The following is a 23,260-nucleotide window of genomic DNA, read 5'->3' on the forward strand; positions in this document are numbered from 1 at the left end:
ATTATGAACCAAGAAAAATCTTACTATCAAATAGTTTACGCTCCAAACGATATCTTTAAGAAGCAAGCAGAACATATAGAAGTCGTTGATGATAATATTCGCATTATTGTAGATAAAATGCTTAATACTATGCAGATAGAAAGGGCGGTAGGGCTTGGTGCTAATATGGTCGGTATATTAAAGCGTATAGCGGTAGTTGATTTACATGAGAATAACAAATCATCACCTATTATTTTTATCAATCCGGAAATAACTTATTTCTCAAGTGACAAACAAACATTTATGGAAAGATCTTTATCATTTCCAGGAATAGAAACACCTATTACCAGATCAAAAGCAATAAAAATAAATTACTTTGATTATCAAGGGAATAAACAAGAGCTAGAAGCACAAGATTTTTTAGCAACAGTAATTCAGCATGAAGTAGATTATTTAAATGGCAAAGTTTTTTTAGATCACTTATCTAAACTAAAACGCGACACTTTGTTTAAAAAAATGCTGAAATATATAAAAATGCACCCTCCTCATGTTCATGGAAGTAGCTGTAAGCATTAAGATTATTTAAACATTGACAATATACTATAGCTTTATTACAATATGGTTAATAAATCTTAATAGTTTAATATGTTAGTTAATAGTCAACCAGTAGTAAGGATACACGAAAATATTATAGCGTTAGATATTTATTCTAATTAGGGTTTTAGATTTAGAATTTTAATAGAAGAATATGTATGAAAAAGAAGCTGAAGAATATATTTAAAATTAACAAAAAGGAAAAAGTTAAAGATAATATTCCTACTGAAACAATAATAAATCTTCCGGAAGATAAAACGACTAAAGGTAAAAATAAGAAAGACAAAACTTATGATTATGAAAAGTTAAAACAAAAGCTCTTTAAAATATCAGAGAAAGCTTTACAAAAAAATAATGACCTAGATAAAATATTCAAAGCTTTAGCAGAAGATAAAAAACTAAAAGCTGGGTATAAAGGTGTTAAATTTATATTTAAAAATCCGAAATTAGCTATTTCAACGTTGAAAACAATACCTAGTTTAGTAAATGATATAAAAAAAATAGAAGAAATATTTTTAAATAAAGATGAGAAAAGTAAGTTAGAGAATCAAAGCTTTTTACTAAAATTAATAGAAGATCCTGATAGTGTAGCATTTTTAGAAAAGAATAAAGAAGTAATTAAAACAACAATTTCTAAAATTTTGCCCAATGCCTTGAACTTTGCTCTTAAAAATGACAAAAAAGTTACTCGAGCATTAACTCCTCTTATTCATCAAATATTAGATAAATGCTTTGATGATCCTAAAAATTTTATGACTATTGCTAATTTAGCTGTAAAATTCACTTTAAAGACCAACTCAAAAGATCATATTCAACAATTATTTAATAAAATAAATGTTACTCCAATATTAAAAGATTTAGGAGTATTTTTAAGTCAAGATGATAAGATAGGCAATCTTTTAGCCGAAATTATAACAACAAATATAAAATCGAATAATACGATAAAGCAAACTTTTTTAAAAAACGTTAGTAATTTAGATATATTACAAGATGCTACCCCTATTATTTCAAAACTTATAGGTAAAATCTTAGAAAATGAAACTGATACAAATAAATTACATGAAGCATTAAAACCTATTATATTTAGTGATTTTAAAGAAAAATTAATTGCAGCATCTGATATAGAACAAATAAATATTTAAATGTAGCTAAAATTTTATCTAGCCCTTTAATAAAATCAGAAATATTTCCTACAATTCAAGAATTAATTACTGTACTTCACAAGCATAAATCTACAACTCAAACTATTATCTCTAATTCTATAGCTATATTTAGTAAAGACAATGAAGAATCAGCAAGAAAATTATCAGAAACAAACAAGACTTTAGATCACAATAAAGTTTTTGAAGTACTAAAATTAGTTATTAATACCGTAATAGATCTAATAAAGTATAAAATAGCATTTAATTCTGCAAAAAAAATAGGACAGAATATAAAAAATGAACAATCTAATATAAAACAGTCACAACCAGCATTATTACGATCAAATACGCCTAAAAGCTTAGCACGATAATAATATTTATCTAACTATTGTTTGACTTTTTTTATTAGAAAAATTAGGCGTAGCTATAGGTGATTCAATTTTGATATTGTGAGGTTTAGACTTTAAAGCAAGCCGTTTTGAGTCTTCAAACACTGTTTGATCAAATCTGTACGGGTTAATTTTTCTAAGCTCTACTAAAGCAGCTTTATTATTATGTATTTCATTGAGATTTACATTTCGAAGTTTAGAGTTGTCTGATATTTTTTTTGTATTTTCATCTATAAAATGCTTTAAACCTGTAACAAATTCATTATTTTTTAAACCTTTTGAAAGAGTAGTAATTTTATTATCTATATGCTTGTTATTTGCCTTAATATGAGTATCTAAGACATTCTCTAATTTTTCTCTCAAATAATCTTTTCCTGTAAAAACTGCTTGTATTTTTTCTAAAAAAGAAGTGCCTTTATTACTAACTGCCTGTAACTCATTGATTATTGTGTTATTATATTTAGTTATATAATCTGTATCTAATTTAGATAATAATGTTTCTGTGACCTGCTTATTTTTTGCAACATCTAAGTTATTAATCCCTTTTTGTACTGATTCAAACGACTTAATAGCATGATTAGTTTCATAAGTAAATTTAAGGATATTTTCATCAGTCAACTTTTTCTCATCTAAAACGCATACATTTTTAACGTCTTTACCAAAAAAATCGCTAGCATTTTTAGCAATTTGCCGCACTAATGGGTCTAATAATTTTTCATTTTTTAGCAAAGCCGAAACTGTATCTTGCGATATTTCTACATATTTATTTATTTTACCTATAAGAGCGTCTTTTTCATCTTTAAATATTGGTTGGTTTTCTTTAGCAAAATTAGCGTACATAAATATACGGTTTTTTACACGCTCATTTACAAGATTATCTACATTTTTTTGGCTTGATAATTCTGCTTCTAACTGCTTAGGAAGCTTTTCCATTTCTTCCTTAATTTCTTTAAAAGCTTGAGGATTGTACCCTTCTTTTTCCCATTTTGCTATTTGTTTGTTGTTATTTTTTATAGTTGCAATAATACTTTTAACATCATTTTTTTTACTAGGATCAGAAGATATATTTTTAGGGTCATCAGGATCAGAATATATTAGATTTTGAATTGTTTTTTTTACATCAGGATCATTTACATTAATTTCTTTTTTTTTAAATCCCTCGTTAATTAACCCTTGTACTAAATAGTTTTTTGTTTCTTTTAAGTCTTTTCTTAATAATTGTATTAAATCATTTTCTTTATCTTTACTCCTAACCTCATGCTGTGCTTCTTGTAACTTTATAGCCATATGTTACCTATTATTAAAACATTTGATATATTAGATATCAAAATTCCATAATTTGCAACTTTTTTATCTTTTGATAGAAATATTTAAAAAATTAACGATGTAAAATAACTAAGATAGGTTCTATGAAGATTTCTAATACATATCCCATTTTAAGGTATTTTTAGAAATCTTCACAGCTTGGAAAGAAGGCTAATTAAAGACCAGGTCCTCTTGTTCTTACTTTCTGATTCTCTTGATGAATAGCAGGTTTGTCTTTTGAAGATGTTTGAGATTGGTTGGCAAATAATAATTTATCAAATATTTCAGGATTTGCTTTTCTTATTTCAACTAAATTAAGATTAGGATTATTAACTTCTTTCGGCTCAACAGTTTTATTCATTAATTTTGTTAAGCCGGCAGCAATTTGTTCGTTTGTTAAAGCATTTGAAAAGATTTTATTATCAATTTCTTTTTTTACATATTCATCACTTAACGCTGCATATTTATTTACTGATTGTTCTAATCTTTCCTCTAAATAATCTTTACCTGTAAAAATTGATTTAAACTTTTCCCAGAGAGAAGTACCTTTGTCATTAATTTCTTTTAGCTCCGAGACTATTCTAGGACTATTGTCAGTTAGATAAGCAGAATCTAAATTCTTTAAAATTGTTCCTGTTTTTTCAATAAGTTTTTCATTGGTACTCTCATATAAAGGAGCAAAAAGCCTAACAATAGGCTCTAACATTTTACTTTCTTGAGTATTTTTATCTAATCTTTCTGTCAGTTTCTTCTGCTGCTTTAGAAATTTCTTTTCTATCCATTTCCGATTCTGTATATGTTTTTTTATTTTTTTTCCCACTATGAATAAATTCCTTACATTGTTACAATTTTTGTTGTGATAAAGAATTAGGTAATTTTTCTATAACTGCTTCTAGTAGTTTTTCAGTATATATCTCTGCGGGAATCTTATTATTACTCACTTCAACTAATGATTCATTAATTGCATTTGTTAAAGTATTTATATCTTGATCATTAAATTCATTTAGTACAGGTTTCATTGATTCTAAATCTAAACTTACCCTAAATCCTTTTAAATTACCTTAAATTTTTGCAGCATAAAGTTTAATTTTATCTCTATTTTGCTTTGTAGTTATTGCAGCATTTTGTTTTGCATTTTCATTTATACTATCAACAAGATTTTGAATTCTCTCTTCTTTAAGATAGGACCTTATAAGGTCATAACCTAAATCTAACGCTCCACCAAAATTTTGTACATATTGAAGCGGTTGATCAAAAAAAGAAAGATCTTTAGGTACTAATTTTAAATTTTTTGCTTCTTCAATCTCATTAATTTTTTCATCAGCTATATCTTTCTTTGGTAATTGCTGAGCTTGATCATCAATATTTAAATCCTTTTCTTGAATATCAATTATATCTTCCATTTCCTGAACTCTATCATCAGCTTTTAAATTCTCTATCATATTATTCCTTTTTTAATTTATTTTAAATAATAATAAACATAATAGAAAAAATGCCAAATTAATTTTAAATTCTAGAAAAAAAAATAGTTAAAATTTGTAAAAAGAATCATATTTTTTTATAGAAGATGTGCGGATAATAATTTCCTCTGGGATTTCAGCTAAGAACCTTGATGGGTATGATCTGACTATTTCGTAGAATATTTTACGGCTTTCAGCATGGGTAATATAAAGCTCTTTTTTAGCTCTAGTAATACCAACATAAGCAATGCGGCGTTCTTCTTCCAAACCTTTTTCACCCTCTTCATCTAAAGATCTTTGAGACGGAAACACCCCCTCTTCCCAACCTGGCAAAAATACTACATCAAATTCAAGACCCTTAGCACCGTGTAGTGTCATTATTGTTACAGAACCACCATAATTGGTTTCTAAAACTTCATTTTCCATAACTAAGCTAGAATGCTCAATAAAATCATGAATATCGTTAAACTCAGCAATAGCTCTTAGCATTTCGTTGATATTCTCGATCCTGCCTAAAGCTTCTTCAGTTTTCTCTTCCTGAAGCATTTCTAAATATCCGGAATCATCGAGTATTGCTTTAGTTACATTTATTGGAGCATCAAAGCTAAATCTTTCATGCCAATTGCTAATTTTGGTAACTAAATCTTTTAAAGTTTCATAGGATTTTGTTTTTATCTCACCATTTTCTAGCATTTCTTTAATAGCAGCGAAATTAGAGATATTTTTTTCTATAGCATACGTTTTAATTTTATTTAAAGTAGCTGCTCCTATTGCTCTTTTCGGTACGTTAATAATACGCTCTAATGCTAAATTATCATTCTGGTTTAAGGCAATACGGATATAAGCAAGCACGTCTCTTATTTCCATACGTTCATAGAACCGCAAACCGCCGATAATTTTATAAGGCATAGCACTATTTATAAAGGCTTCTTCAAAGCTTCTAGTTTGAAACCCTGCTCGCACTAATATAGCAATATTTCCTGCACTATACCTTCCCTCTCGCACTAACCTAGCTATTTCGGAGGCAATATATCTTGCTTCTTCTTTATCATTCCAGCAAGATATAATTTTGATCTTTTCGCCGCTTTCCTTATCAGTCCATAAGGTTTTGCCATGACGATTTTTATTGTTATTAATAACATTTGAAGCAGCCGCAAGAATTGGCAGAGTTGATCTATAATTCTGCTCCAATTTAATAATTGTGGCGTTTAAAAAATCCTTTTCAAAACGTAATATATTACCAACTTCTGCACCACGCCAACCATAAATAGACTGATCATCATCACCAACACAACAGATATTTTTACTTAAGCTCGCAAGCATTCTTGCCCACAAATATTGCACGACATTAGTATCTTGATACTCATCAATTAAAATATAACGATATTTTTCTTGATAATATTTTAATATCTCAGGGTTTTTAATGAAAAGCTCATTATTATAAAGCAGTAAATCCCCAAAATCCACTACGTTAGAGATCAGTAAATTTTGCTGATATTCTTCATAAACAAGTTTTGCTACACGTTGCAGCGGTAAATTAGTATCAGAGCTTGAAAGCTTATTTGGCAATAAACCTTGATCTTTCCAACGTGAGATTACGATATGTATTAATTTAGGAGCATATTTTTTAGTATCAATATTTTTGAGCTTTACTATATCCTTAATCAATCTTAGTTGATCATCTTGATTAATAATAGTGAATCTGCTATTTAAACCAAGATTTAAATGCTCTATTTGATCACGCAATATCCTTGCTGCCATTGAGTGGAAAGTACCAATGTTAAGACCGTAAGAGCTAACCAAATTATGGACTCTTTCCTGCATCTCTTTTGCTGCTTTATTCGTAAAAGTAACAGCTAAAATATTTTGAGGGGATGCTAAATTTTGATGAATAATATTTGCAATTCTTGAGGTTAGTACTTTCGTCTTACCAGTTCCTGCCCCTGCAAGCAAAAGAAGCGGTCCTTCGGTATGAAGAACTGCTTTTTGTTGCTGCTCATTTAATGAATGTAAGAAGTCTTGATTTGGCATATAATATACTTATTTAGTCCAGTTTGTTGGAGGGCTTGAAAAGCCTGCTCGATGTCATGCCGTGGCTTGACCACGGCATCCAGAAAATAAATAAAAATACTAATATTATTAGTATTTTAAACTGGATCCCGCGATCAAGTCGCGGGATGACAATGGTGGAACTGATCCATGCAATAAAGCCGGACAAGCCACGGGATGACAGTGAATAACATAATACCCAATAATACCCTTTTATCAATAAAAATTTATCTAATTCTTTTAAGGTTTTTTAGAATATAAGAAAGGGTAATGATAGGATTACAAATTATTATTTTTAATAATTTGAGATAAGAATTTAAATTTTTATCCTCAATAAACCAGCTATATAAATCATCTATAGGCTTAATCTTATTGGGAATAATATATTTATCCTTAAATAATTCCTTTAAAGCTTTTTTAGCTTTTTGGGCTTCTGCTTTACGTTCAGTTGTTAGGCTCTGATTATGCACCATATAAAAATATAACGACTCTGGTATATGAGCAAATTTCGTAACAAGCCCAAACCGAAGCCAATATTCATAATCATCAACTAAATGCATGTTTTCGTTATATCCACCTACTCTCTTTGCTATATCTGCTCTGTATAAAAAGCATGCTCCAACACAATCACGAATAGGCAAAAATTCCGGAGATTCTTGATAGAGCCTTGCCCCTATTTTGCCCTGCTCATCAATTAAAGTATAATCGGTATAAACAAGCCCTATATCCGGTGAATTATCTAAAACATTATTCATTCTTGCTAAAGCATCTTCGTGCAGAAAATTATCATCGGAAGTCCAAGTAAAATACTGCCCTTTAGCCTCTTTAAAAGCAATATTAAGACTAGCTGGCAATTTTTTATTAGGCTCATTTCTTATTACTTTAATACGCTGATCCTGCTTTGCATATTCCTTTGCTATTTCAAAGCTTTTATCTTTAGAGCAATCATCGATTATAATAAGCTCAAAATCTTTAAATGTTTGATTAAGACAGCTCTCAATAGCTTTCGGCAATAACTTCTCTCTGTTATAAACTGGCAAAACTATTGATATTTTTGGAGAATTATTATTCATATATTTTGATTTTTATTATTATGTCATTGCGAGCGAATGAAATGAGCGTGGCAATCTTATGAAGCAGGACTCCTGAGATTGCTTCGTCGATGCGTTGCCTCTCCTCGCAATGACGTTTTTAATCTTAACCATACCAAGGAGCAAGAGACAAGCCTATCTTAATCCCCCTCACAGTAATATCTTCTTCCTTACTAGCAAGATATTTCTCTTCTTTAACTAAAGCTATAGCTTTATTTTGATAGCTGGAACATATTATCCCAATTTTGTCCTTAGTCGTAATTATTTCCTCATTTTTAACTAAAAATGATAAATCTTCCTCAGCTATAATTTTGTATATTTTTCTTCTTATAACACCTTGATATTTAGCTCTTGATATAACTTCTTGACCTACATAACAACCTTTATCATAGCTAATAGCGTTTAATTCTTCAGCACCATAAATAACTGGAATTGACTCACCTGAAGCCAAATCATCTACTCCGTCTACTATGGCAAAATTATATTTATCATTTAAATATAATTTTTTACTTAGATTCCCGCTTTTGTTGGAATGACTTATAGCTCTGTTTATTATAGAACGAAATCCTAATAAATTATATCGAGGATCACGAGCTGTGACTAACGAATCCATATTTAATTCTTGATGAAAATAAGCAATTTTATACTCATCTTTACAATCTACTATTTCTATTTTAGAGCGGAACTTATAAAAATTTAAGTGATCTATTAAGGCAGTTTTACTTTTCTCATCAATATCAATATAAATTTCTTCAAGGTTATGTATATATACAAAGAAATCAAATAAATATCTACCTTGATTATTAAGTAAATAAGTATAACAATAATTACTCTTATTGATATCATTAGTTGTAAGGTTTTGCAGGAACTTTAACGAATCCGAACCCGCTATTTTAATAACCTCTCTATTGTTTAATATTTCGTACATAATTATAATATTATTGACTTTCTATGCTCCACACTACTATACTTTAAATTTATGTAAATTAAACTTAAATAATTATGAGATGTTCATCTTACTGCGTTTCTTCTGAATATAAGATGAGTGATCTAGTTACTAATTTAAAAAAGATAGGGCTTGAACCTCAGCATTTTGATGATGTTTTATATATTCGGAAAGAAATAAATAAAGATTCTGATTATATAGATATATTTTTCTTTCCATTTGGTTGTGTAACTATTTGGGGTGGTGACGAAATTCAGGAAAAAGTAATTTTAAATGATACTGATTTAGTAACGATAAATAGACTTGCTGAACCTGTATCCGATTATATTTATTTTGAATATAATGAAGAACACGAAAAAACTTTTATTGACGAAGAAAAAAACAAAATAATTTTAACTGATAAATCGGTTTTTGTTAAGCTATCTATTTCTCATGCACTTGCTCAATCTGTTAAGCTTAGCGTTCTTGAGCAATCTGTAAGTAATTTGATATCTCAAACCACTCCTATACAACAGGAATTAGCTAGAACCGGTAGTGTCTCTCTATCTAAAAAAGAGATATTACAACAAATAGGAATATTATTTAGTGAACGCTATTCAATCAGCTTACATAGTGATATATTCGATACTCCTGAATTTTTTTGGCGTCGTCCTAGCTATGAACCCCTATATCTTATGACGGCAGAATTTCAAGACATAGAAATAAGGCAAAATATAATGAATCATCGCCTCAATATGATTCATGAGTTGCTCGATATCCTTTCAAATGACCTTAATTATAAACATTCTACTAAACTTGAGTGGATTATTATTATATTAATTGGTCTTGAAGTAGTATTATCTTTATCTCATACCAATCTTTTTCTAAAAATTATTGGAGCTTTGTAAATAGCTTCATTTATGCAAATTATTAATAGTCAAAAAGTATTAGAAGAGTTTTGTAGGGAATTATCCACCAAAAAATGGTTGAGTATAGATACAGAATTTGAACGTCGTTATACCTATTATGCTAAACTTAGTATAATCCAAGTAAAAGCAGAGGGTTGCAGCATAATAATTGATGCAATAAATAACCTAGATTTAAATGTCTTTAACAAGCTACTTATAGATAATAATATTATTAAAATATTTCATGCACCTCGTGAAGATTTTGAAATTTTCTATAATTTGTTTAAAACTCTACCTTCTAATATTTTTGATGTACAAATTGCGGCAAATATTTGCGGTTTTGGTAGTCAACTAAGCTATGATGATCTTTGTTATAAACTTTTCAAAATCAATATTGATAAAACACATCAAAAATCTAACTGGTTAAAACGCCCTATTACTGAAGATATGCTGAATTACGCATTTTTAGATGTTGAATATTTGGACAAAATATATAAACAGCTAAATAAGATAATTTTGGATAATAATTTAACAAATCAATATCAATCCATGCTTCAGTTTTTATTTAATATTAAAAACTATGAGGTAAAACCCGAAGATGCTTGGAAAAAAGTAAAATTTAGAATTGAGATTAAAGATTTTAATACTAAAATACAAATGCTTGCAGCCTATCGTGAAGAAAAAGCCCAAACTATAAATATTCCACGAAAACATTTCATTTCAGATGAAGACTTAATGAAGTTGTGTAAATATCTACCTTTAACTGAACAAGATTTTAAAAATCTAAACCTAAAAAGTAGACATTTACTAAAACCAAGATACAAAGAAGAGCTAATACAACTATGCAATAGCTATATGCATAAAATAGAATAGCACCGAAAAGTTATTATTCTATGTCATTCTCGCTTAAGGCTTGCTTGCGTAGATCGAGAGTCGTCATTGCGAGGAGCAAAGCGACGTGGCAATCTCAGGAAATAATGATGAGATTGCTTTGTCAAAACTTACAGTTTTTCCTCGCAATGAGGAGAAACTGATCCACGCGGGCAATGCCTACTCGCAATGACGGGCTATTAAAATTTTCTTTTACTGTTGAGGATACGGGTTATTACTTGCCACTTGAGCAGTAACAATTTTTACACTATTATCATCAAAGAAAAAAGTTATATCAACTGTGTCACCAACTTTTAGATCTTTCCTTATATCATAAAGCATTATATGCATACCTCCAGGTACAAAGCCAACGTTAAGATTACCAGAAATTAAAAATGGATAATCTACTTTCACCATTTGACTAACACCATTACTGTCGGTAACTGTTTGGTGCATCTCTATTCTACCTATTTGATCTGAAGATATATTAACTATATTATAGCTAGCCGGTCTAGTATTTACTAATGTAAAATACATAGCAGAATTGCTTAGTACATTATTAACATTTGTTGTAGGTCTTACCCAAGGTTGTGCAAATTGTACAGCTCCTGCTGCATTTAACGTAGATAAAGTAACAGATGAATCTGTAGGGTTAGTATTTTGGGCTGGCTGAGTATTAGGGCTAGCATAGCTTGTTATACTAGCAAAAGCTATAAAACCAGCCAATAAAGTTTTTATCATAATTAACACCTTTTAATAGTTTTATAAAATACTAGCATAAATTTTATATAAATCTAGTTTTTTAGAATATAATGCCTGCGTGTTTCTTTAGGAAATCTCTCAATCGCATAACGCAATGTAGTTCTAGGCATTTGCGATATATGTTGATTTAGAAAATCTATCAGCTGCTTTTCATCCTTTTTTCCTGCTTCACGTAGCATCCACCCTACCGCTTTATGAATTAAATCGTGCTTATCGTTCAGTAATAATTGTGCTATTTTAAAAGTTAAATTGAGTTCATTTTTGCGAATAAAATACCAAGTTGCAACCATTGCTATTCTTCTTTCCCAAAGATTTTCAGATTTTGCTAATTTAAAAAGATATTCCTTATCTTTATCCCATAAATAAGCTCCGATAATATAATGAGCTGAAGCATCAACCAAGTTCCAATTATTAACATATTTTATATTATCTATATAGAATTCATAAAAAAATTTCTTATCATTATCAGAAGCTTTTTGATATTGATTGATAAGGATAACTAATGCTAAAAGTCTTTCTTCATTAAATCTTGATTTAATAAGCCCACCTAAATCATCCTTACTTAAATTATAATAAGTTTTAGCTATTTTACGTAAAGTCGGTACAGTCACGCCTATAAATCTATCATGCTCACCATACTGCCCTTCTTTAGTCTTAAAAAAGATTGTTAAACGTTCTACCGGAATAGTCGCCGAATTAAGTAAAATATTTCTAATTTCTTATAAATTTTCTTTCATGTTCAATAAGCCATTTTTTGCGATGTAATCCTGAACCATATCCGCCAAGCTCGCCATTATTATTAATAATGCGGTGGCATGGAATAATTATAGCAAATCTATTTGCTCCGTTAGCATTTGCAACAGCTCTATAAGCAGTTTCTTTACCCACTGCCTTAGCTTGTGTAAAGTAGCTCCTTGTTTCGCCATATGGCACATTCATTAGCTTTTCCCATACTAATTTCTGAAACTCGCTTCCTACAAGGCGTAAAGATGTATTAAATTTTTGTAAATTGCCGTCAAAATATGACTTAAGTTCTTTTTCAACTGATGAAATAGGTTTGGTATTGCCATCAATAACAGACAATTTAGTCTTAACTTTAAGCATTTTAATTTTACGCTCTAAGCCTTTACTTTCAGCAAAATCAAGCAAATAAAGTTTCTCTTCATCACTAATAGCAAGCATCGAACCAAGAGGCGTATCAAGAAAAGTGGATTTTAAACTCATTTTTTTACCTAAAATTTTTTTAGTATTATATATTGATTTCTTTATTTAACAATTTTATTTTTTTTAAACTAATAATTCTAAGCGATTAAAATAGATAGAACAGAATTTAGCAAGATGAGTATTTAAGTTGAATGACGTCATTGCGAGAAAAAACCGGTTTTGTCGCATGGATAACAAGTTGTCATTGCGAGGAGATACGAAGTATCGACGTGGCAATCTCAGAATTTAATATTAGATTGTAGCAAAGCTTCGCTCCTCGCAAGGCATTGTTGCGTAGATCGGAAAACGCCTCGGTGTCATGCCGTGGCTTGACCACGGCATCCAGAAAATAATAAAAAATACTAATTTCATTAGTATTTTTTAGCTGGATCCCGTGAATAAATCACGAGATGACAGGGGAAAATGATCCACGCAACAATTTCTCCTTGCAATGACGGGAAAACAGTCAACCATCTACAATATCTGCAAGTCTAGTGAATAGAGCCTCAATCATGTCCCAGCCTTTTTTCTGAATATTAAGCAGTAAAAGATCATTAACATTTAACTGTTTTAATAAATCTACTCCCATTTGTTCATGCTCGGGGTCAAGGTGCAGGTGGGTTTTAAAGTGCTTTTCTGCTTTTTTACAACTTAAAAATATTGAGCCTAATTTCTCATAAAATATAGTAGCACACGATTCTATTATCATATGCACAAGCACCGCTCGCTCGCTATCACCAAGTGTCATCATTTTTAAAGTAAACCAAGAACCAAGTGCCTCAAAGATAGGATCTTCCACTTCTGTATTATTTTTTCTATCTTTTGAGAGTTCTATATTGTGACCGAATTCATCAAGTAAATGTTCCCAAGCAAGTTTTGTAAATTTTTTATGTTCTGAAAATACTACCCTTGCAAGTACCATTTTTTGAAATTCATTTGACTAGATTTGGAAGTAATCAAGAAATTTATTTTTTTGTGCGTCACTTTCTAATTTAATTTTAAATAACTTATTTTGTTTAAATCTTTCTTTATATTTTTCATTATCTAAAATTAAACGATCTATTACATTCATCGTTGTTAATATTAATTAGTTGCTCAAATATACTAATATCAATAGAAAATAAATGCCACCAAAATTGTTAATTTTTATTTACCAATTTTTAAAACCATATGTGTAGCTATAGACAAATATAAACTGCAAAATAATAATTTGCACACAATATATATATATATAACATTTCTGCTGATCCATTTTAAATTTATAAATATTCTTTTTGAATAATTACTTATGATCATTAATATATATGTAGCTGTTAATAATATAATATCTAAAACTAAATCAAAATTTGAGAAATTAAGATCACTAAAAGAAATAGTAAGCACGAACAGAGCTGAATGTACTAAAGTAATAAGAATTGTTACAAAACAACAAAGTTTTAGGCTTTTGGGTTCATGTTTTGCAATAAATCCAAGTATCATAATTGCAATTACAATCGTACCATAATCAATGATAGCCCAACTTATATACCATAATATTATCATTATAATAACATGGCAGTAGCCGCTATAGAAGAAACGAGTTAGCGACTTACGAAAACAATAAATATAGCACTGCCCTAAATAAATAGAGATTAAAATATTTGTGGTGATAAACTGCTTGAATAATATTGTAGTGTAAATTTGTAGTAAAATACCCCATATTATTATTCGCAATTTTGGCTTATCATGAAAATTATAGCCAGCAAAAAAGCAAAAAACTGGCATAGCAGTACGACCAATTATTCGCAAAATAATAAGGTCAGGATATAGATACAAACCTATATGATCAATGATCATGGCTATGATTGCTAGAGTTTTTAGCAAATCTTGATAATTTGATTTATTTTTACTACTTTCTAACATGCTTAACTACTTTTAATAAATAAGCTACACTAAAAAAGACTATAATGCCAATTGTAATAGTACCTCCTAATGCAAAAACTTTAATCAGCAAATATTCCGAATAAAAATATTCTAAGAAATAATGTTTTATTGAGCCAATCATAATAGACATAATTGTGCAGCATAATAAAACTTTAATACAAAAAGATTTTATATCCTGTTCTATATGTAGCATATTCTGCTTTTTAGTATAGCTATATAATAAACCTAAATTATACCAAGCTGCAATAGAAGTACCAACTGCAATACCGATATGCTTTAAAGAATCCATCAATAATAAATTCATGCTGGTATTAATTATTATTGAAAATAGAGTTATTTTCAGAGGTGTTTTAGTGTCACTATTAGCATAAAAAATTGGGGTTAGAATTTTTGCCAAAATAAAAGCAGGCAGCCCTAAAGCAAACGCAGAAATAGCCTCAGCCGTATTTGTAGTATCAAGAGAAGTAAAAACGCCTCTTTCGTAAATCACGTTAATAATAGGATGCGATAAAATTATAATTCCAAAAGTCGCAGGCAGCGATAAAAATAACCCCATTCTAATTGCATTATTCTGCACTTTCGTGGCAGCTACTATATCATTTGATTTATATATTTTTGATAATTCAGGCAATAAAATAGTTGAAAAGCTAGTACCTATTATTGATAGAGGAAATTGATAAATTCGGTCCGCATAAGATAGTATGGAGATAGCTCCCTCAATAAAGCTAGCAATAGATTGAGAGATAAAAAGGTTTAATTGCTGTACGCCTGAGCTAATGGTCGCCGGTCCCATATTAATTAAAAGCTTTTTTACATCTGGATCATTTGGCTTAAAAATAAATGGAAAGCTTAAATCCGCTCTTTTAACGCAAACAAACATAAAAGAGACTTGTAATATTCCGGCAATTATTAAAGATAAGCTGATTGAAATGGTAGACTCTGTATAATTATCTAACATTAATGTACAGACTATTACGCATACGCTTAAGATAACAGGTGAAAAAGCAAAAGCAGCAAAGCGTTTTACCGAGTTTAAAATCCCCCCTAATAAAGCTGTAAGTGATACAAATATTAAGTAAGGTATAGTAATTCGGCATAAGAATACTGTAAGCTCAAATTTCTCTTTTTTACCGTGAAAACCAGGAGCTATAAACAGCATTAATTGCGGCATAAATATTTGCATCAATACTATTATAACTATTAATGAGAGTAGTAAAAGCGTAAAGACCTCACCAGAAAATCTACCTGCTGCTTTCTTAGAAATCAGCATTTTTTCATTATAAATAGGGATAAAGACGTTTGATAATGCTCCCTCGGCAAAAATTCTTCTAAATAGATTTGGTAATTTAAAGGCAACATTAATGCTATCACCCATTTGAGTAGAGCCAAATAATGATGCAATAAATTGCTCACGCACAAGCCCAAATATGCGAGAAATTAACGTGAAGAATGCTACTACAATCCCTGATCTGAATAATGTCACTAGTTTATAATTTTATTGTTTTCATAAGCACGTCATTGCGAAAAGATGTTGCCTGGGTGAATCAATTTTTCCTCTGTCATCCAGTTGCTTGACCACGGAATCCAGTATAAAGCGAGAAACGTGATCGGTGTCATACCGTGGCTTGGGAACTAGATCCAGAAAATAATTAAAAATACTAATTTTATTAGTATTTTTAACTGGATCCCGTGAATAAATCACGGGATGACAGGGGAAAATGATCCACGCGGGCAATGCTGCCGCGGGATGACACCCATGCACCTTGGCAGGAATGACATAAAACTAATTCTTAGCTCTCTCTACTCCCTCATTAATCAGGCTATCAGCTTTGGATTTACTTTCCCAGCCGGTAACTTTAACCCATTTACCTTTTTCTAAATCTTTATAATGCTCGAAGAAATGAACTATACGTTTCTTAAGCATCTCACATACATCATCTAATTCCTTGATATGATCAAAGGTAATATCAAGCTTAGAGGTTGGAACTGCAATAATTTTCTCATCAAAACCCGATTCATCTTCCATCATCAATACCCCAACAGCTCGACACTTAATTACTGAGCCAGGCACTACTGGATGATGCGATACAACAAGTACATCTACTGGATCACCATCATTAGAAAGAGTATGCGGAATAAAACCGTAATTACATGGGTAACTCATTGTGGTTTGCATGAAACGATCAACAAAAACCGCTCCTGATTCTTTATCGAATTCATACTTAATCGGACCGCTATTCATCGGTATTTCAATGATTACATTTATTTCGTCGTTATTTGCTTTTGCTTTAATTTTATCTATGAACATGTTTTATTTTTTTGGTTATAATTGTTTTATGTTATTGAATAGCTCATTTATCATTCCCGCAAAAGCGGGAATTCAGTCAATTATATTGTCATCCCGTGACTTGATCACGGGATCTTGTGCCATAGAATGTGTCCTGAGATACCGCGGTCAAGCCGCGGTATGACAGATTTTTTTCTAGATTCCCGCTTCTGCGGGAATGACAGTATTCGGAGGTCGGTAATTCTCATCATGCTTTGCTAGCAGCTCCCTTGCTATAAACTTGCCATTCGATAATCTACCGATAGCGATAATACCCTGATTCTCACGAAATAAGGCAGGCAGCACTCCTTGATATAATATTTCTAAGTCTTTAATATTGTCTGTGATAACAAAACTTATTTTATCAGCTGCAATTTTATTTATTGAATCTACTTTAACTAGCCCGCCGACTCTTAGCTCTTTCCCCTGCTCTACTTCATTAATTTTTGATGGTGGCACGAAAAATACTATACTTTTTTCTAAATTATAAAGTATTATACTAACTCCGATTACTGCTGAACAAAAGCAAATAATGATAGTTATTAACCTATTTTTTGCTCCTTTTTGCATCAGTATTTTTCTTCTCTTTCTTATAACTTATAAAGCTACTAACTAACAATACTCCCAGACTTAAAAAGGTAAATATATATGCTACTAACAAATAATTATTCATCAGTTACTTTTTAAAAATTCCATAATTTCGCTAGGAGCAGAATCTAAATAAAAATGCTTTAGATATTTTCCATTTTTATCCATTAGATAAGTAAAAGAAGAATGATCTAACATGTAATCTTGGTCATTATCATTTTCACTAGCAGCCTTAGCATAATAAACCTTAAACTTATCTGCTACTTCTCTTATTTGCTTCTCATTACCTGTAAGTCCAATAAATTTAGGATGAAAATGTTTTAAATATTCCTTTAATACTGCTGGAGTATCGCGGCTTGGATCAATAGTAATAAAAACCGGTACTATATCTATCTTATTTTCGCTTAAAATTTCCACCGCTTTTGTTATTTTATTTAAAGAAGTTGGGCATATATCAGGGCAGCTAGTAAATCCGAAATATATAAGGCTTAATTTACCTTTTAATTCATCACTACTAAATATTTCACCATTTTGATCTATTAATTCAAAGTCACCACCGATTTCTGCGTTATCTTCATAAATATTTACCTGACCAGCAAGAGGCTTATCTGGAGTCTTTAAAGATAATAATAAATATAATGCTCCAACGCCTATTAATAGACTAACTCCAATAATAATTTTTATAACATTTGATTGCATTTTTTATATCCCCAAATCTTATACAAGACCTAGTTTTTTAGGTTTAAAATATTTTACCCAAATATCTATTAGTAATTTAGTAATAATAATTGCTGAAAACATCGATGATATAATCCCGATTGTTAATGCTACAGCAAATCCTTTTATTGCTCCAACTCCAAATATATAAAGTAGAAAAGCAACAATCAGAGTAGTAAGGTTAGAATCCAAAATAGTAGCAAAGGCTGACTCAAAACCGGTTTTAATAGCATAAAGGTTGGAAGTTCCTTTATTTAGCTCTTCCTTTATTCGCTCGTAAATCAATACATTAGCGTCAACAGCCATACCCATAGTAAGTATTATCCCAGCAATCCCTGGCAGAGTTAAGGTAGCTTGGAAAAGCGACAATAATGCTAAAACATATAGCATAGCAAGACTTAAAGCTATATTTGCAAATAAACCAAGCAAGCCATAAGACCAGACCATAAATATACAAACTGCTGCAAAACCAATTATCCCTGCCTTTTTTCCCGATTCTATAGAATCAGCTCCAAGATTCGGTCCTATACTTCTTTCTTCAATAATCTTAAGCGGTGCAGGCAGTGAGCCGGCACGTAATAATAACGCAAGTTCATTTGCCGATTCAACAGTAAAATCACCTGAGATTATACCGCTACCACCCATAATTGGTTGATTTATTGTTGGAGCACTAAGTAGCTTATTATCTAAAACTATAGCAAGATGCTTTCCAACATTATTTTTAGTAACTTCACCAAATAATTTACTACCCAAACTATTAAAAGAAAATGATACAACTGCTTGTGAATTCTGATCAAAAGAGGCTGCGGCAGTTGTTAATGAATCACCACCTAAAATAGCTTTTTTCTTTACAACTAAATAACCCATTCTATCCCCTTGAACAAGCATTGAACCCATAGGCACATGACCTTTTACTGCTTCTTCAACATTGGCATTTTTATCAACCAAGTGAAAAGTTAGCTTAGCAGTTTTACCTAAGATATTTTTTAAATAGGTTGGATCTTCTTCACCAGGAACTTGTAATAATATATGTCTATCACCTTGTTTTTGTAGTATAGGCTCTTTAGTGCCGGTACTATCAACTCGCATTCTGATAATCTCAATAGATTGATCGACTACTTTATTAAGTAGCTCACTTAATCTAGATTCGCTATAGGAAAGCTTTATTCTATTATCATTTGCTTCAACATTAATCTCAGGATCAATTTTGCTAATTATTTTCTTTAATGGCTTTAATTCTTCCTGTGATCTCAGCTCTAACTGAATATTATTCTGCTTAACCAATAGATTTTTATAACCAATTTTATCTTCACGGAAGCTTTTACGTAAAGTATCGGCTAAATTTTCCATAGTGTCATTGAGATAAGTATCGAAATCAACATCAAGCAATAAATGGGCCCCACCCCTAAGGTCAAGCCCTAAATTTACTGAATCATGAGGCAGATATTTGGACTTTACCTGTGTAAAATTCGGTAAAGCACAAATAACTGCAAAAATCGTACATATAATTGAAAGGAAAATTTTCCACTTAGGAAGATTTTGCACCGCTTACCTTCTTATCTTTTTTATTATTTTTACTGTCTTCCTTTTTAACTGCTACATCTTTAGAACGGCTAGTTATATCAACAATAGCACTTTTTAAAACTTTAATACGTACATCTTTTGCTATCTCAACTTCAATATTAGGTTCACTTTCGCTAACTTTAGTAACGATCCCGTAAATACCGCTATTTGTTAGAACTTCTTCACCCTTTTTAACTTCGCTTACTAACTTCTCTCTTTCTTTACGACGTTTTTCTTGCGGACGTAATAGTAAGAAATAAAAAACAGCAAAAATTAAAACCATCGGTATTAAGCTTGTTAACCCCGATTGTAAAGAATTCGTAGTCTCTACAGGTACAACTTCAGTTTCTTGTATCTCTATTGTATCATTATTATTTGCGTTACTGTCTTGCCCATTTGTCGACATAAATTATTTCCTTTAAGTTTAAAAAAACAATAAAATAAAAATAGCTGCCTAATCGCTTTAATGCAAGGGTAAAATAAAAATAAATATAGAAGAAAAAGAGAGATTATTAATTGCTTTATCAATTATAGAGAACGAGGAATAAGTGATTTTATTAGAAAATCTTAAATTTATGGCATCGTTTTTGAATTATGGGAGTTTTTTAAAACTTCTTTATAAACTTCAAGATTTTTTCGGAGCATTAAATCAAGAGAGAAGTCATTAATTACAGTATGTCTTGCGGCAGTTTGAATTTTCTTAGCTTCTTCAGTATTTAGAATAGATAAGCAATGATCAATTTTTTGAGCTAAATCTTCAGCATCATTCGGCTTTACGTGAAAACCTGTTACATTATCATTTATTGTTTCAGTAGCTCCACCAATATTAGTGGCAATAACAAGCTTTTCCATCGCCTGCCCTTCAATGATAGTACGCCCAAAGGCTTCAGGCTCAATCGAAGCAGAAACAATAATGTCAGAAATACCATATAGATTTATGATATCAGAATCATTACCAAAAATTTGAATTTTATTTTGAAGTTTTAAATTTGCGATAAGTTCTTTTACTCTATTAGTAAAACTAGGATGTCTTGATAAATCACCGACCATTAAACAATAAAAGTTTCTGTGCTTTAATTTGCTTAATGCCTCTACTAAAACAAGATGCCCTTTCCAGTTAGTCATTCTCGAGGGCATTGATATTATTGGTACATTATCTGGAGCATCATATTTATCACGACATTTTTTAAGCCTTTCTGGTGTTAAATTTGCTGGATCGAAATAATCACAATTTACACCACGCTCAATTACCACTATTTTACTTTCATCAACATTATAATTTTTAAGTAAATGCTGCTTCACAAAATTGGATACGGCAATAACTTTCTCTCCCTTTAACATTATACTATTATAATATTTCTTTAAATCATTAGGAGCGTTATAAATACCATGAAAGGTTGTTAAAAACTTAGTATTCGTCCATTTTGCTGCTAGATATGAACTCCATGCCGGAGCTCTTGACCTTGTATGAACTATATCAACCTTATATTTTTTGATTATTTCAGCTATTAACCTAGCATTACTTAGAATTACAAAAGGGTTTTTACTACTACTATTCATTTGAATATGTAGTATATCCTCATTATCTAACTCTTTAACTAAAGCACCGCCAGCTGAAATTATAATCGGAGTATGACCAAGAACTTTAAGATATTTTGCAACTTCTATAGTCCCTCTCTCAACTCCTCCTGAAACTAAAGCAGGAACTACTTGCAAAATAGTATATTTATTGTATCGTTTACTTGAATTTAATGAAGGCATTATAATTTCATCTGTTTAAATAATTATTTAAAATGCACAAGCTTTATACTAGAACACAAGACAAATTTGTTGTCTATAATAATTATAGAATTGTTAATACAAATATTCCACCTGTAACTTTTTTACACGGCTTAATGTCAGGTATGCATTCATCTAAAGCTCTCTATTTAATAGATTATTGTAAAAAAAACAATTATAATTTTACTATTTTTGATAATTTTGGTCACGGTTATGCTACAGGACAATTTACAGATCAAACTATTAGTAGTTGGTTAGAAGGAGTAACTCTAGTTTTAGATGAATTAATTGATGATCAAGCCATAATAGTCGGCTCAAGCATGGGAGGATGGCTTGCACTTCTTGCAGCTTTAAAGTTTCCAAATAAAGTTAAAGGACTTATCTGTTTAGCCCCTGCGGCTGATTTTACGGAAGATATTTGGCACAATCTATCGCCAACAGATCAATCTAGAATACAAAAAGAAAGTGTGCTAGAAATATCAGGTAGAAGTTGTGAACATAGATATCCTATTAGCTATAAATTAATAGAAGATGCAAGAAAGCATTTACTATTGACAAAGAACAAAATTGATATAAATATTCCGGTACATTTAATCCATGGCATGTTAGATGAAGATGTACCTTATGATATTTCTCTTAAGCTGTTAGAAAAAATAACAAGTAAACAGATAATACTGAAATTAGTTAAAGATGCAAAACATAACCTATCTAGAGAAGAGGACTTAAAGGTTATGACAAATTCTTTAGAGGAATTGATCCATGTCATTGCGAGCGACTATAAGGAGCGTGACAATCTCGTAAAGCAGGACTCCTGAGATTGCGAACGTACAAAACTTATAGTTTTTACTCGCAATGACGGAAAAGCTAATACATACAATAATGCTAATTACAAAAAATTAAATAAAGAAAATAATAAATATGTTTAGTAAAATAAATAAAATTCACGATTTTAAAGAAGTTATAAAAGCAATAGAAAAAGCAGATGGAACTTATCTAGTGCTTTTTGATGTTGATGAAGTAATAGTGATGGATTCAGATGAATCTAGATTAACGCATGATTACCGCAAAATATTAGTAAATGACATTGAAAAAAGGCTCTCTCGTAAAGAATGCGAATTATTAATGAGCGTAGTTCTAAAGGACCGCAAAGCTAGGTTTGTGAATGACGATATTTTAACCATATTTGCTTTACTTAAAGAAAAAAATATTCCAGCAATGGGTCTTACAAAGCTTCCTACCGGTAAATTTGGCGTAATTGAAGATATGATAGAGTGGAGAGTACGAGAACTAACTTCATTAAAATTGAATCTTCAAGAATTATCACCTTTAAATGACGAAGTAGTAATAAAAGATTTTAATGCCGGTTATGGTGATCCTATTTTAAAAGATGGGATAATTTACACCGCAGAATATGATAAGGGAGCTGTGCTTGAATATGTGTTGCAAAAAACAAATTATTCTCCGAAATCAATAATATTTATAGATGATATAGAAGAAAATTTATTATCATTACAAAAGACATGTAGTAAACTAAAAATTAATTACCAAGGATTTGAGTTTATGGGTTCTGCAATAGTTCCTGAACCTGATCTTAACGAACAACTAGAAAAAATTAGATTTGAGATTCTAGAAAAAGAATATAAATGGTTAACGGATCACGAACTTAAAAAATTAAATAAATAATATT

23 protein-coding genes and 2 pseudogenes are annotated in these 23,260 nt (G+C 30.4%); 6 read left to right on the forward strand and 19 right to left on the reverse strand.

Translation table 11 applies throughout. The features are described 5' to 3' along the window. Positions 1-3: 3 nt before the first annotated feature. Complete coding sequence (gene def, locus AAGD49_RS04225) at positions 4-555, forward strand: peptide deformylase (RefSeq protein WP_341788054.1); 552 nt, start codon at positions 4-6, stop codon at positions 553-555. 176 nt (positions 556-731) lie between these two features. Next, positions 732-1,715 carry a DUF507 family protein gene (locus tag AAGD49_RS04230; protein WP_341788055.1) on the forward strand — a complete coding sequence of 328 codons (984 nt, stop codon included), beginning with the start codon at positions 732-734 and terminating at the stop codon, positions 1,713-1,715. Between the two features lie 377 nt (positions 1,716-2,092). Here AAGD49_RS04230 and AAGD49_RS04235 read toward each other — a convergent pair whose 3' ends face one another. From AAGD49_RS04235 to AAGD49_RS04265, 7 genes are all read right to left on the reverse strand, one after another. Beyond that, the gene (locus AAGD49_RS04235) at positions 2,093-3,391 is read right to left on the reverse strand and encodes a hypothetical protein (protein WP_341788056.1); all 1,299 of its coding nucleotides are present in this window, start codon (positions 3,389-3,391) and stop codon (positions 2,093-2,095) included. 193 nt (positions 3,392-3,584) lie between these two features. Further along, positions 3,585-4,229: a hypothetical protein gene (locus AAGD49_RS04240; protein ID WP_341788057.1), complete on the reverse strand. Its 645-nt coding sequence runs from the start codon at positions 4,227-4,229 to the stop codon at positions 3,585-3,587. 22 nt (positions 4,230-4,251) lie between these two features. Further along, a complete protein-coding gene (locus tag AAGD49_RS04245; protein ID WP_341788058.1) occupies positions 4,252-4,428 on the reverse strand; it encodes a hypothetical protein in 177 nt (58 codons plus the stop codon). A gap of 42 nt (positions 4,429-4,470) precedes the next feature. Beyond that, complete coding sequence (locus AAGD49_RS04250; RefSeq protein WP_341788059.1) at positions 4,471-4,851, reverse strand: hypothetical protein; 381 nt, start codon at positions 4,849-4,851, stop codon at positions 4,471-4,473. A gap of 87 nt (positions 4,852-4,938) precedes the next feature. Then, positions 4,939-6,900 carry a DNA helicase PcrA gene (pcrA, locus tag AAGD49_RS04255; RefSeq protein WP_341788060.1) on the reverse strand — a complete coding sequence of 654 codons (1,962 nt, stop codon included), beginning with the start codon at positions 6,898-6,900 and terminating at the stop codon, positions 4,939-4,941. A 245-nt stretch (positions 6,901-7,145) separates the two neighbouring features. Then, on the reverse strand, positions 7,146-7,991 hold the full coding sequence (locus AAGD49_RS04260) for a glycosyltransferase (protein ID WP_341788061.1): 846 nt from the start codon (positions 7,989-7,991) through the stop codon (positions 7,146-7,148). 124 nt (positions 7,992-8,115) lie between these two features. Beyond that, positions 8,116-8,937, reverse strand: a complete 822-nt coding sequence (locus AAGD49_RS04265) for a folate-binding protein (RefSeq protein WP_341788062.1) — start codon at positions 8,935-8,937, stop codon at positions 8,116-8,118. Between the two features lie 113 nt (positions 8,938-9,050). Between AAGD49_RS04265 and AAGD49_RS04270 the strand changes: the two genes are divergently transcribed. Together AAGD49_RS04270 and AAGD49_RS04275 are read left to right on the forward strand one after the other, a co-directional pair. Then, the gene (locus AAGD49_RS04270; RefSeq protein ID WP_341788063.1) at positions 9,051-9,842 is read left to right on the forward strand and encodes an RMD1 family protein; all 792 of its coding nucleotides are present in this window, start codon (positions 9,051-9,053) and stop codon (positions 9,840-9,842) included. A 12-nt stretch (positions 9,843-9,854) separates the two neighbouring features. After that, on the forward strand, positions 9,855-10,715 hold the full coding sequence (locus AAGD49_RS04275; protein ID WP_341788064.1) for a ribonuclease D: 861 nt from the start codon (positions 9,855-9,857) through the stop codon (positions 10,713-10,715). A gap of 210 nt (positions 10,716-10,925) precedes the next feature. Here AAGD49_RS04275 and AAGD49_RS04280 read toward each other — a convergent pair whose 3' ends face one another. From AAGD49_RS04280 to AAGD49_RS04340, 12 genes and pseudogenes are all read right to left on the reverse strand, one after another. Beyond that, a complete protein-coding gene (locus AAGD49_RS04280) occupies positions 10,926-11,453 on the reverse strand; it encodes a copper chaperone PCu(A)C (RefSeq protein ID WP_341788065.1) in 528 nt (175 codons plus the stop codon). Positions 11,454-11,506: 53 nt separating this feature from the next. Then, complete coding sequence (locus AAGD49_RS04285) at positions 11,507-12,085, reverse strand: DNA alkylation repair protein (protein ID WP_341788066.1); 579 nt, start codon at positions 12,083-12,085, stop codon at positions 11,507-11,509. A gap of 100 nt (positions 12,086-12,185) precedes the next feature. Continuing rightward, positions 12,186-12,698, reverse strand: coding sequence for a methylated-DNA--[protein]-cysteine S-methyltransferase (locus AAGD49_RS04290; RefSeq protein ID WP_341788067.1), 513 nt, complete (start codon positions 12,696-12,698; stop codon positions 12,186-12,188). A gap of 445 nt (positions 12,699-13,143) precedes the next feature. Next, positions 13,144-13,749: pseudogene (locus AAGD49_RS04295) on the reverse strand (hypothetical protein). 78 nt (positions 13,750-13,827) lie between these two features. Beyond that, positions 13,828-14,579, reverse strand: a pseudogene (locus AAGD49_RS04300) (TraX family protein). Next, positions 14,566-16,083 (reverse strand): murein biosynthesis integral membrane protein MurJ, encoded by a 1,518-nt coding sequence (murJ, locus tag AAGD49_RS04305; protein WP_341788068.1) that lies wholly within the window; start codon positions 16,081-16,083, stop codon positions 14,566-14,568. The pseudogene AAGD49_RS04300 and the gene murJ overlap by 14 nt, the downstream one beginning before the upstream one ends. A 300-nt stretch (positions 16,084-16,383) precedes the next feature. Beyond that, positions 16,384-16,908: an inorganic diphosphatase gene (ppa, locus tag AAGD49_RS04315; RefSeq protein WP_341788070.1), complete on the reverse strand. Its 525-nt coding sequence runs from the start codon at positions 16,906-16,908 to the stop codon at positions 16,384-16,386. Between the two features lie 174 nt (positions 16,909-17,082). Beyond that, complete coding sequence (gene ccmE / locus AAGD49_RS04320; protein ID WP_341788071.1) at positions 17,083-17,496, reverse strand: cytochrome c maturation protein CcmE; 414 nt, start codon at positions 17,494-17,496, stop codon at positions 17,083-17,085. 102 nt (positions 17,497-17,598) lie between these two features. After that, the gene (locus tag AAGD49_RS04325; RefSeq protein ID WP_016948170.1) at positions 17,599-18,213 is read right to left on the reverse strand and encodes an SCO family protein; all 615 of its coding nucleotides are present in this window, start codon (positions 18,211-18,213) and stop codon (positions 17,599-17,601) included. Positions 18,214-18,231: 18 nt separating this feature from the next. Continuing rightward, on the reverse strand, positions 18,232-19,776 hold the full coding sequence (secD, locus tag AAGD49_RS04330) for a protein translocase subunit SecD (RefSeq protein WP_341788072.1): 1,545 nt from the start codon (positions 19,774-19,776) through the stop codon (positions 18,232-18,234). Continuing rightward, on the reverse strand, positions 19,760-20,200 hold the full coding sequence (yajC, locus tag AAGD49_RS04335; protein ID WP_045798885.1) for a preprotein translocase subunit YajC: 441 nt from the start codon (positions 20,198-20,200) through the stop codon (positions 19,760-19,762). The genes secD and yajC overlap by 17 nt, the downstream gene beginning before the upstream one ends. A 167-nt stretch (positions 20,201-20,367) precedes the next feature. Further along, positions 20,368-21,555, reverse strand: coding sequence for a glycosyltransferase family 4 protein (locus AAGD49_RS04340; RefSeq protein WP_341788073.1), 1,188 nt, complete (start codon positions 21,553-21,555; stop codon positions 20,368-20,370). 32 nt (positions 21,556-21,587) lie between these two features. Between AAGD49_RS04340 and AAGD49_RS04345 the strand changes: the two genes are divergently transcribed. Beyond that, complete coding sequence (locus AAGD49_RS04345; protein ID WP_341788074.1) at positions 21,588-22,388, forward strand: alpha/beta hydrolase; 801 nt, start codon at positions 21,588-21,590, stop codon at positions 22,386-22,388. A 103-nt stretch (positions 22,389-22,491) separates the two neighbouring features. After that, the gene (locus tag AAGD49_RS04350; RefSeq protein WP_341788075.1) at positions 22,492-23,256 is read left to right on the forward strand and encodes a DUF2608 domain-containing protein; all 765 of its coding nucleotides are present in this window, start codon (positions 22,492-22,494) and stop codon (positions 23,254-23,256) included. Positions 23,257-23,260 lie beyond the last annotated feature (4 nt).

Origin of the sequence: Rickettsia endosymbiont of Lasioglossum villosulum (genome assembly GCF_964026455.1) — a bacterium.
Taxonomy (GTDB): domain Bacteria; phylum Pseudomonadota; class Alphaproteobacteria; order Rickettsiales; family Rickettsiaceae; genus Rickettsia.

Excerpts from the sequence above, each read along its gene's own strand:
- yajC (WP_045798885.1), bottom strand. The coding sequence starts at position 20,200 with ATGTCGACAAATGGGCAAGACAGTAACGCAAATAATAATGATACAATA.
- AAGD49_RS04340 (WP_341788073.1), bottom strand. The coding sequence starts at position 21,555 with ATGCCTTCATTAAATTCAAGTAAACGATACAATAAATATACTATTTTG.
- pcrA (WP_341788060.1), bottom strand. The coding sequence starts at position 6,900 with ATGCCAAATCAAGACTTCTTACATTCATTAAATGAGCAGCAACAAAAA.
- AAGD49_RS04350 (WP_341788075.1), top strand. The coding sequence starts at position 22,492 with ATGTTTAGTAAAATAAATAAAATTCACGATTTTAAAGAAGTTATAAAA.
- AAGD49_RS04260 (WP_341788061.1), bottom strand. The coding sequence starts at position 7,991 with ATGAATAATAATTCTCCAAAAATATCAATAGTTTTGCCAGTTTATAAC.
- AAGD49_RS04235 (WP_341788056.1), bottom strand. The coding sequence starts at position 3,391 with ATGGCTATAAAGTTACAAGAAGCACAGCATGAGGTTAGGAGTAAAGAT.
- AAGD49_RS04250 (WP_341788059.1), bottom strand. The coding sequence starts at position 4,851 with ATGATAGAGAATTTAAAAGCTGATGATAGAGTTCAGGAAATGGAAGAT.
- ccmE (WP_341788071.1), bottom strand. The coding sequence starts at position 17,496 with ATGCAAAAAGGAGCAAAAAATAGGTTAATAACTATCATTATTTGCTTT.
- AAGD49_RS04290 (WP_341788067.1), bottom strand. The coding sequence starts at position 12,698 with ATGAGTTTAAAATCCACTTTTCTTGATACGCCTCTTGGTTCGATGCTT.
- AAGD49_RS04270 (WP_341788063.1), top strand. The coding sequence starts at position 9,051 with ATGAGTGATCTAGTTACTAATTTAAAAAAGATAGGGCTTGAACCTCAG.
- def (WP_341788054.1), top strand. The coding sequence starts at position 4 with ATGAACCAAGAAAAATCTTACTATCAAATAGTTTACGCTCCAAACGAT.
- AAGD49_RS04325 (WP_016948170.1), bottom strand. The coding sequence starts at position 18,213 with ATGCAATCAAATGTTATAAAAATTATTATTGGAGTTAGTCTATTAATA.
- AAGD49_RS04345 (WP_341788074.1), top strand. The coding sequence starts at position 21,588 with ATGCACAAGCTTTATACTAGAACACAAGACAAATTTGTTGTCTATAAT.
- AAGD49_RS04245 (WP_341788058.1), bottom strand. The coding sequence starts at position 4,428 with ATGAAACCTGTACTAAATGAATTTAATGATCAAGATATAAATACTTTA.
- AAGD49_RS04280 (WP_341788065.1), bottom strand. The coding sequence starts at position 11,453 with ATGATAAAAACTTTATTGGCTGGTTTTATAGCTTTTGCTAGTATAACA.
- AAGD49_RS04265 (WP_341788062.1), bottom strand. The coding sequence starts at position 8,937 with ATGTACGAAATATTAAACAATAGAGAGGTTATTAAAATAGCGGGTTCG.
- AAGD49_RS04230 (WP_341788055.1), top strand. The coding sequence starts at position 732 with ATGAAAAAGAAGCTGAAGAATATATTTAAAATTAACAAAAAGGAAAAA.
- AAGD49_RS04275 (WP_341788064.1), top strand. The coding sequence starts at position 9,855 with ATGCAAATTATTAATAGTCAAAAAGTATTAGAAGAGTTTTGTAGGGAA.
- ppa (WP_341788070.1), bottom strand. The coding sequence starts at position 16,908 with ATGTTCATAGATAAAATTAAAGCAAAAGCAAATAACGACGAAATAAAT.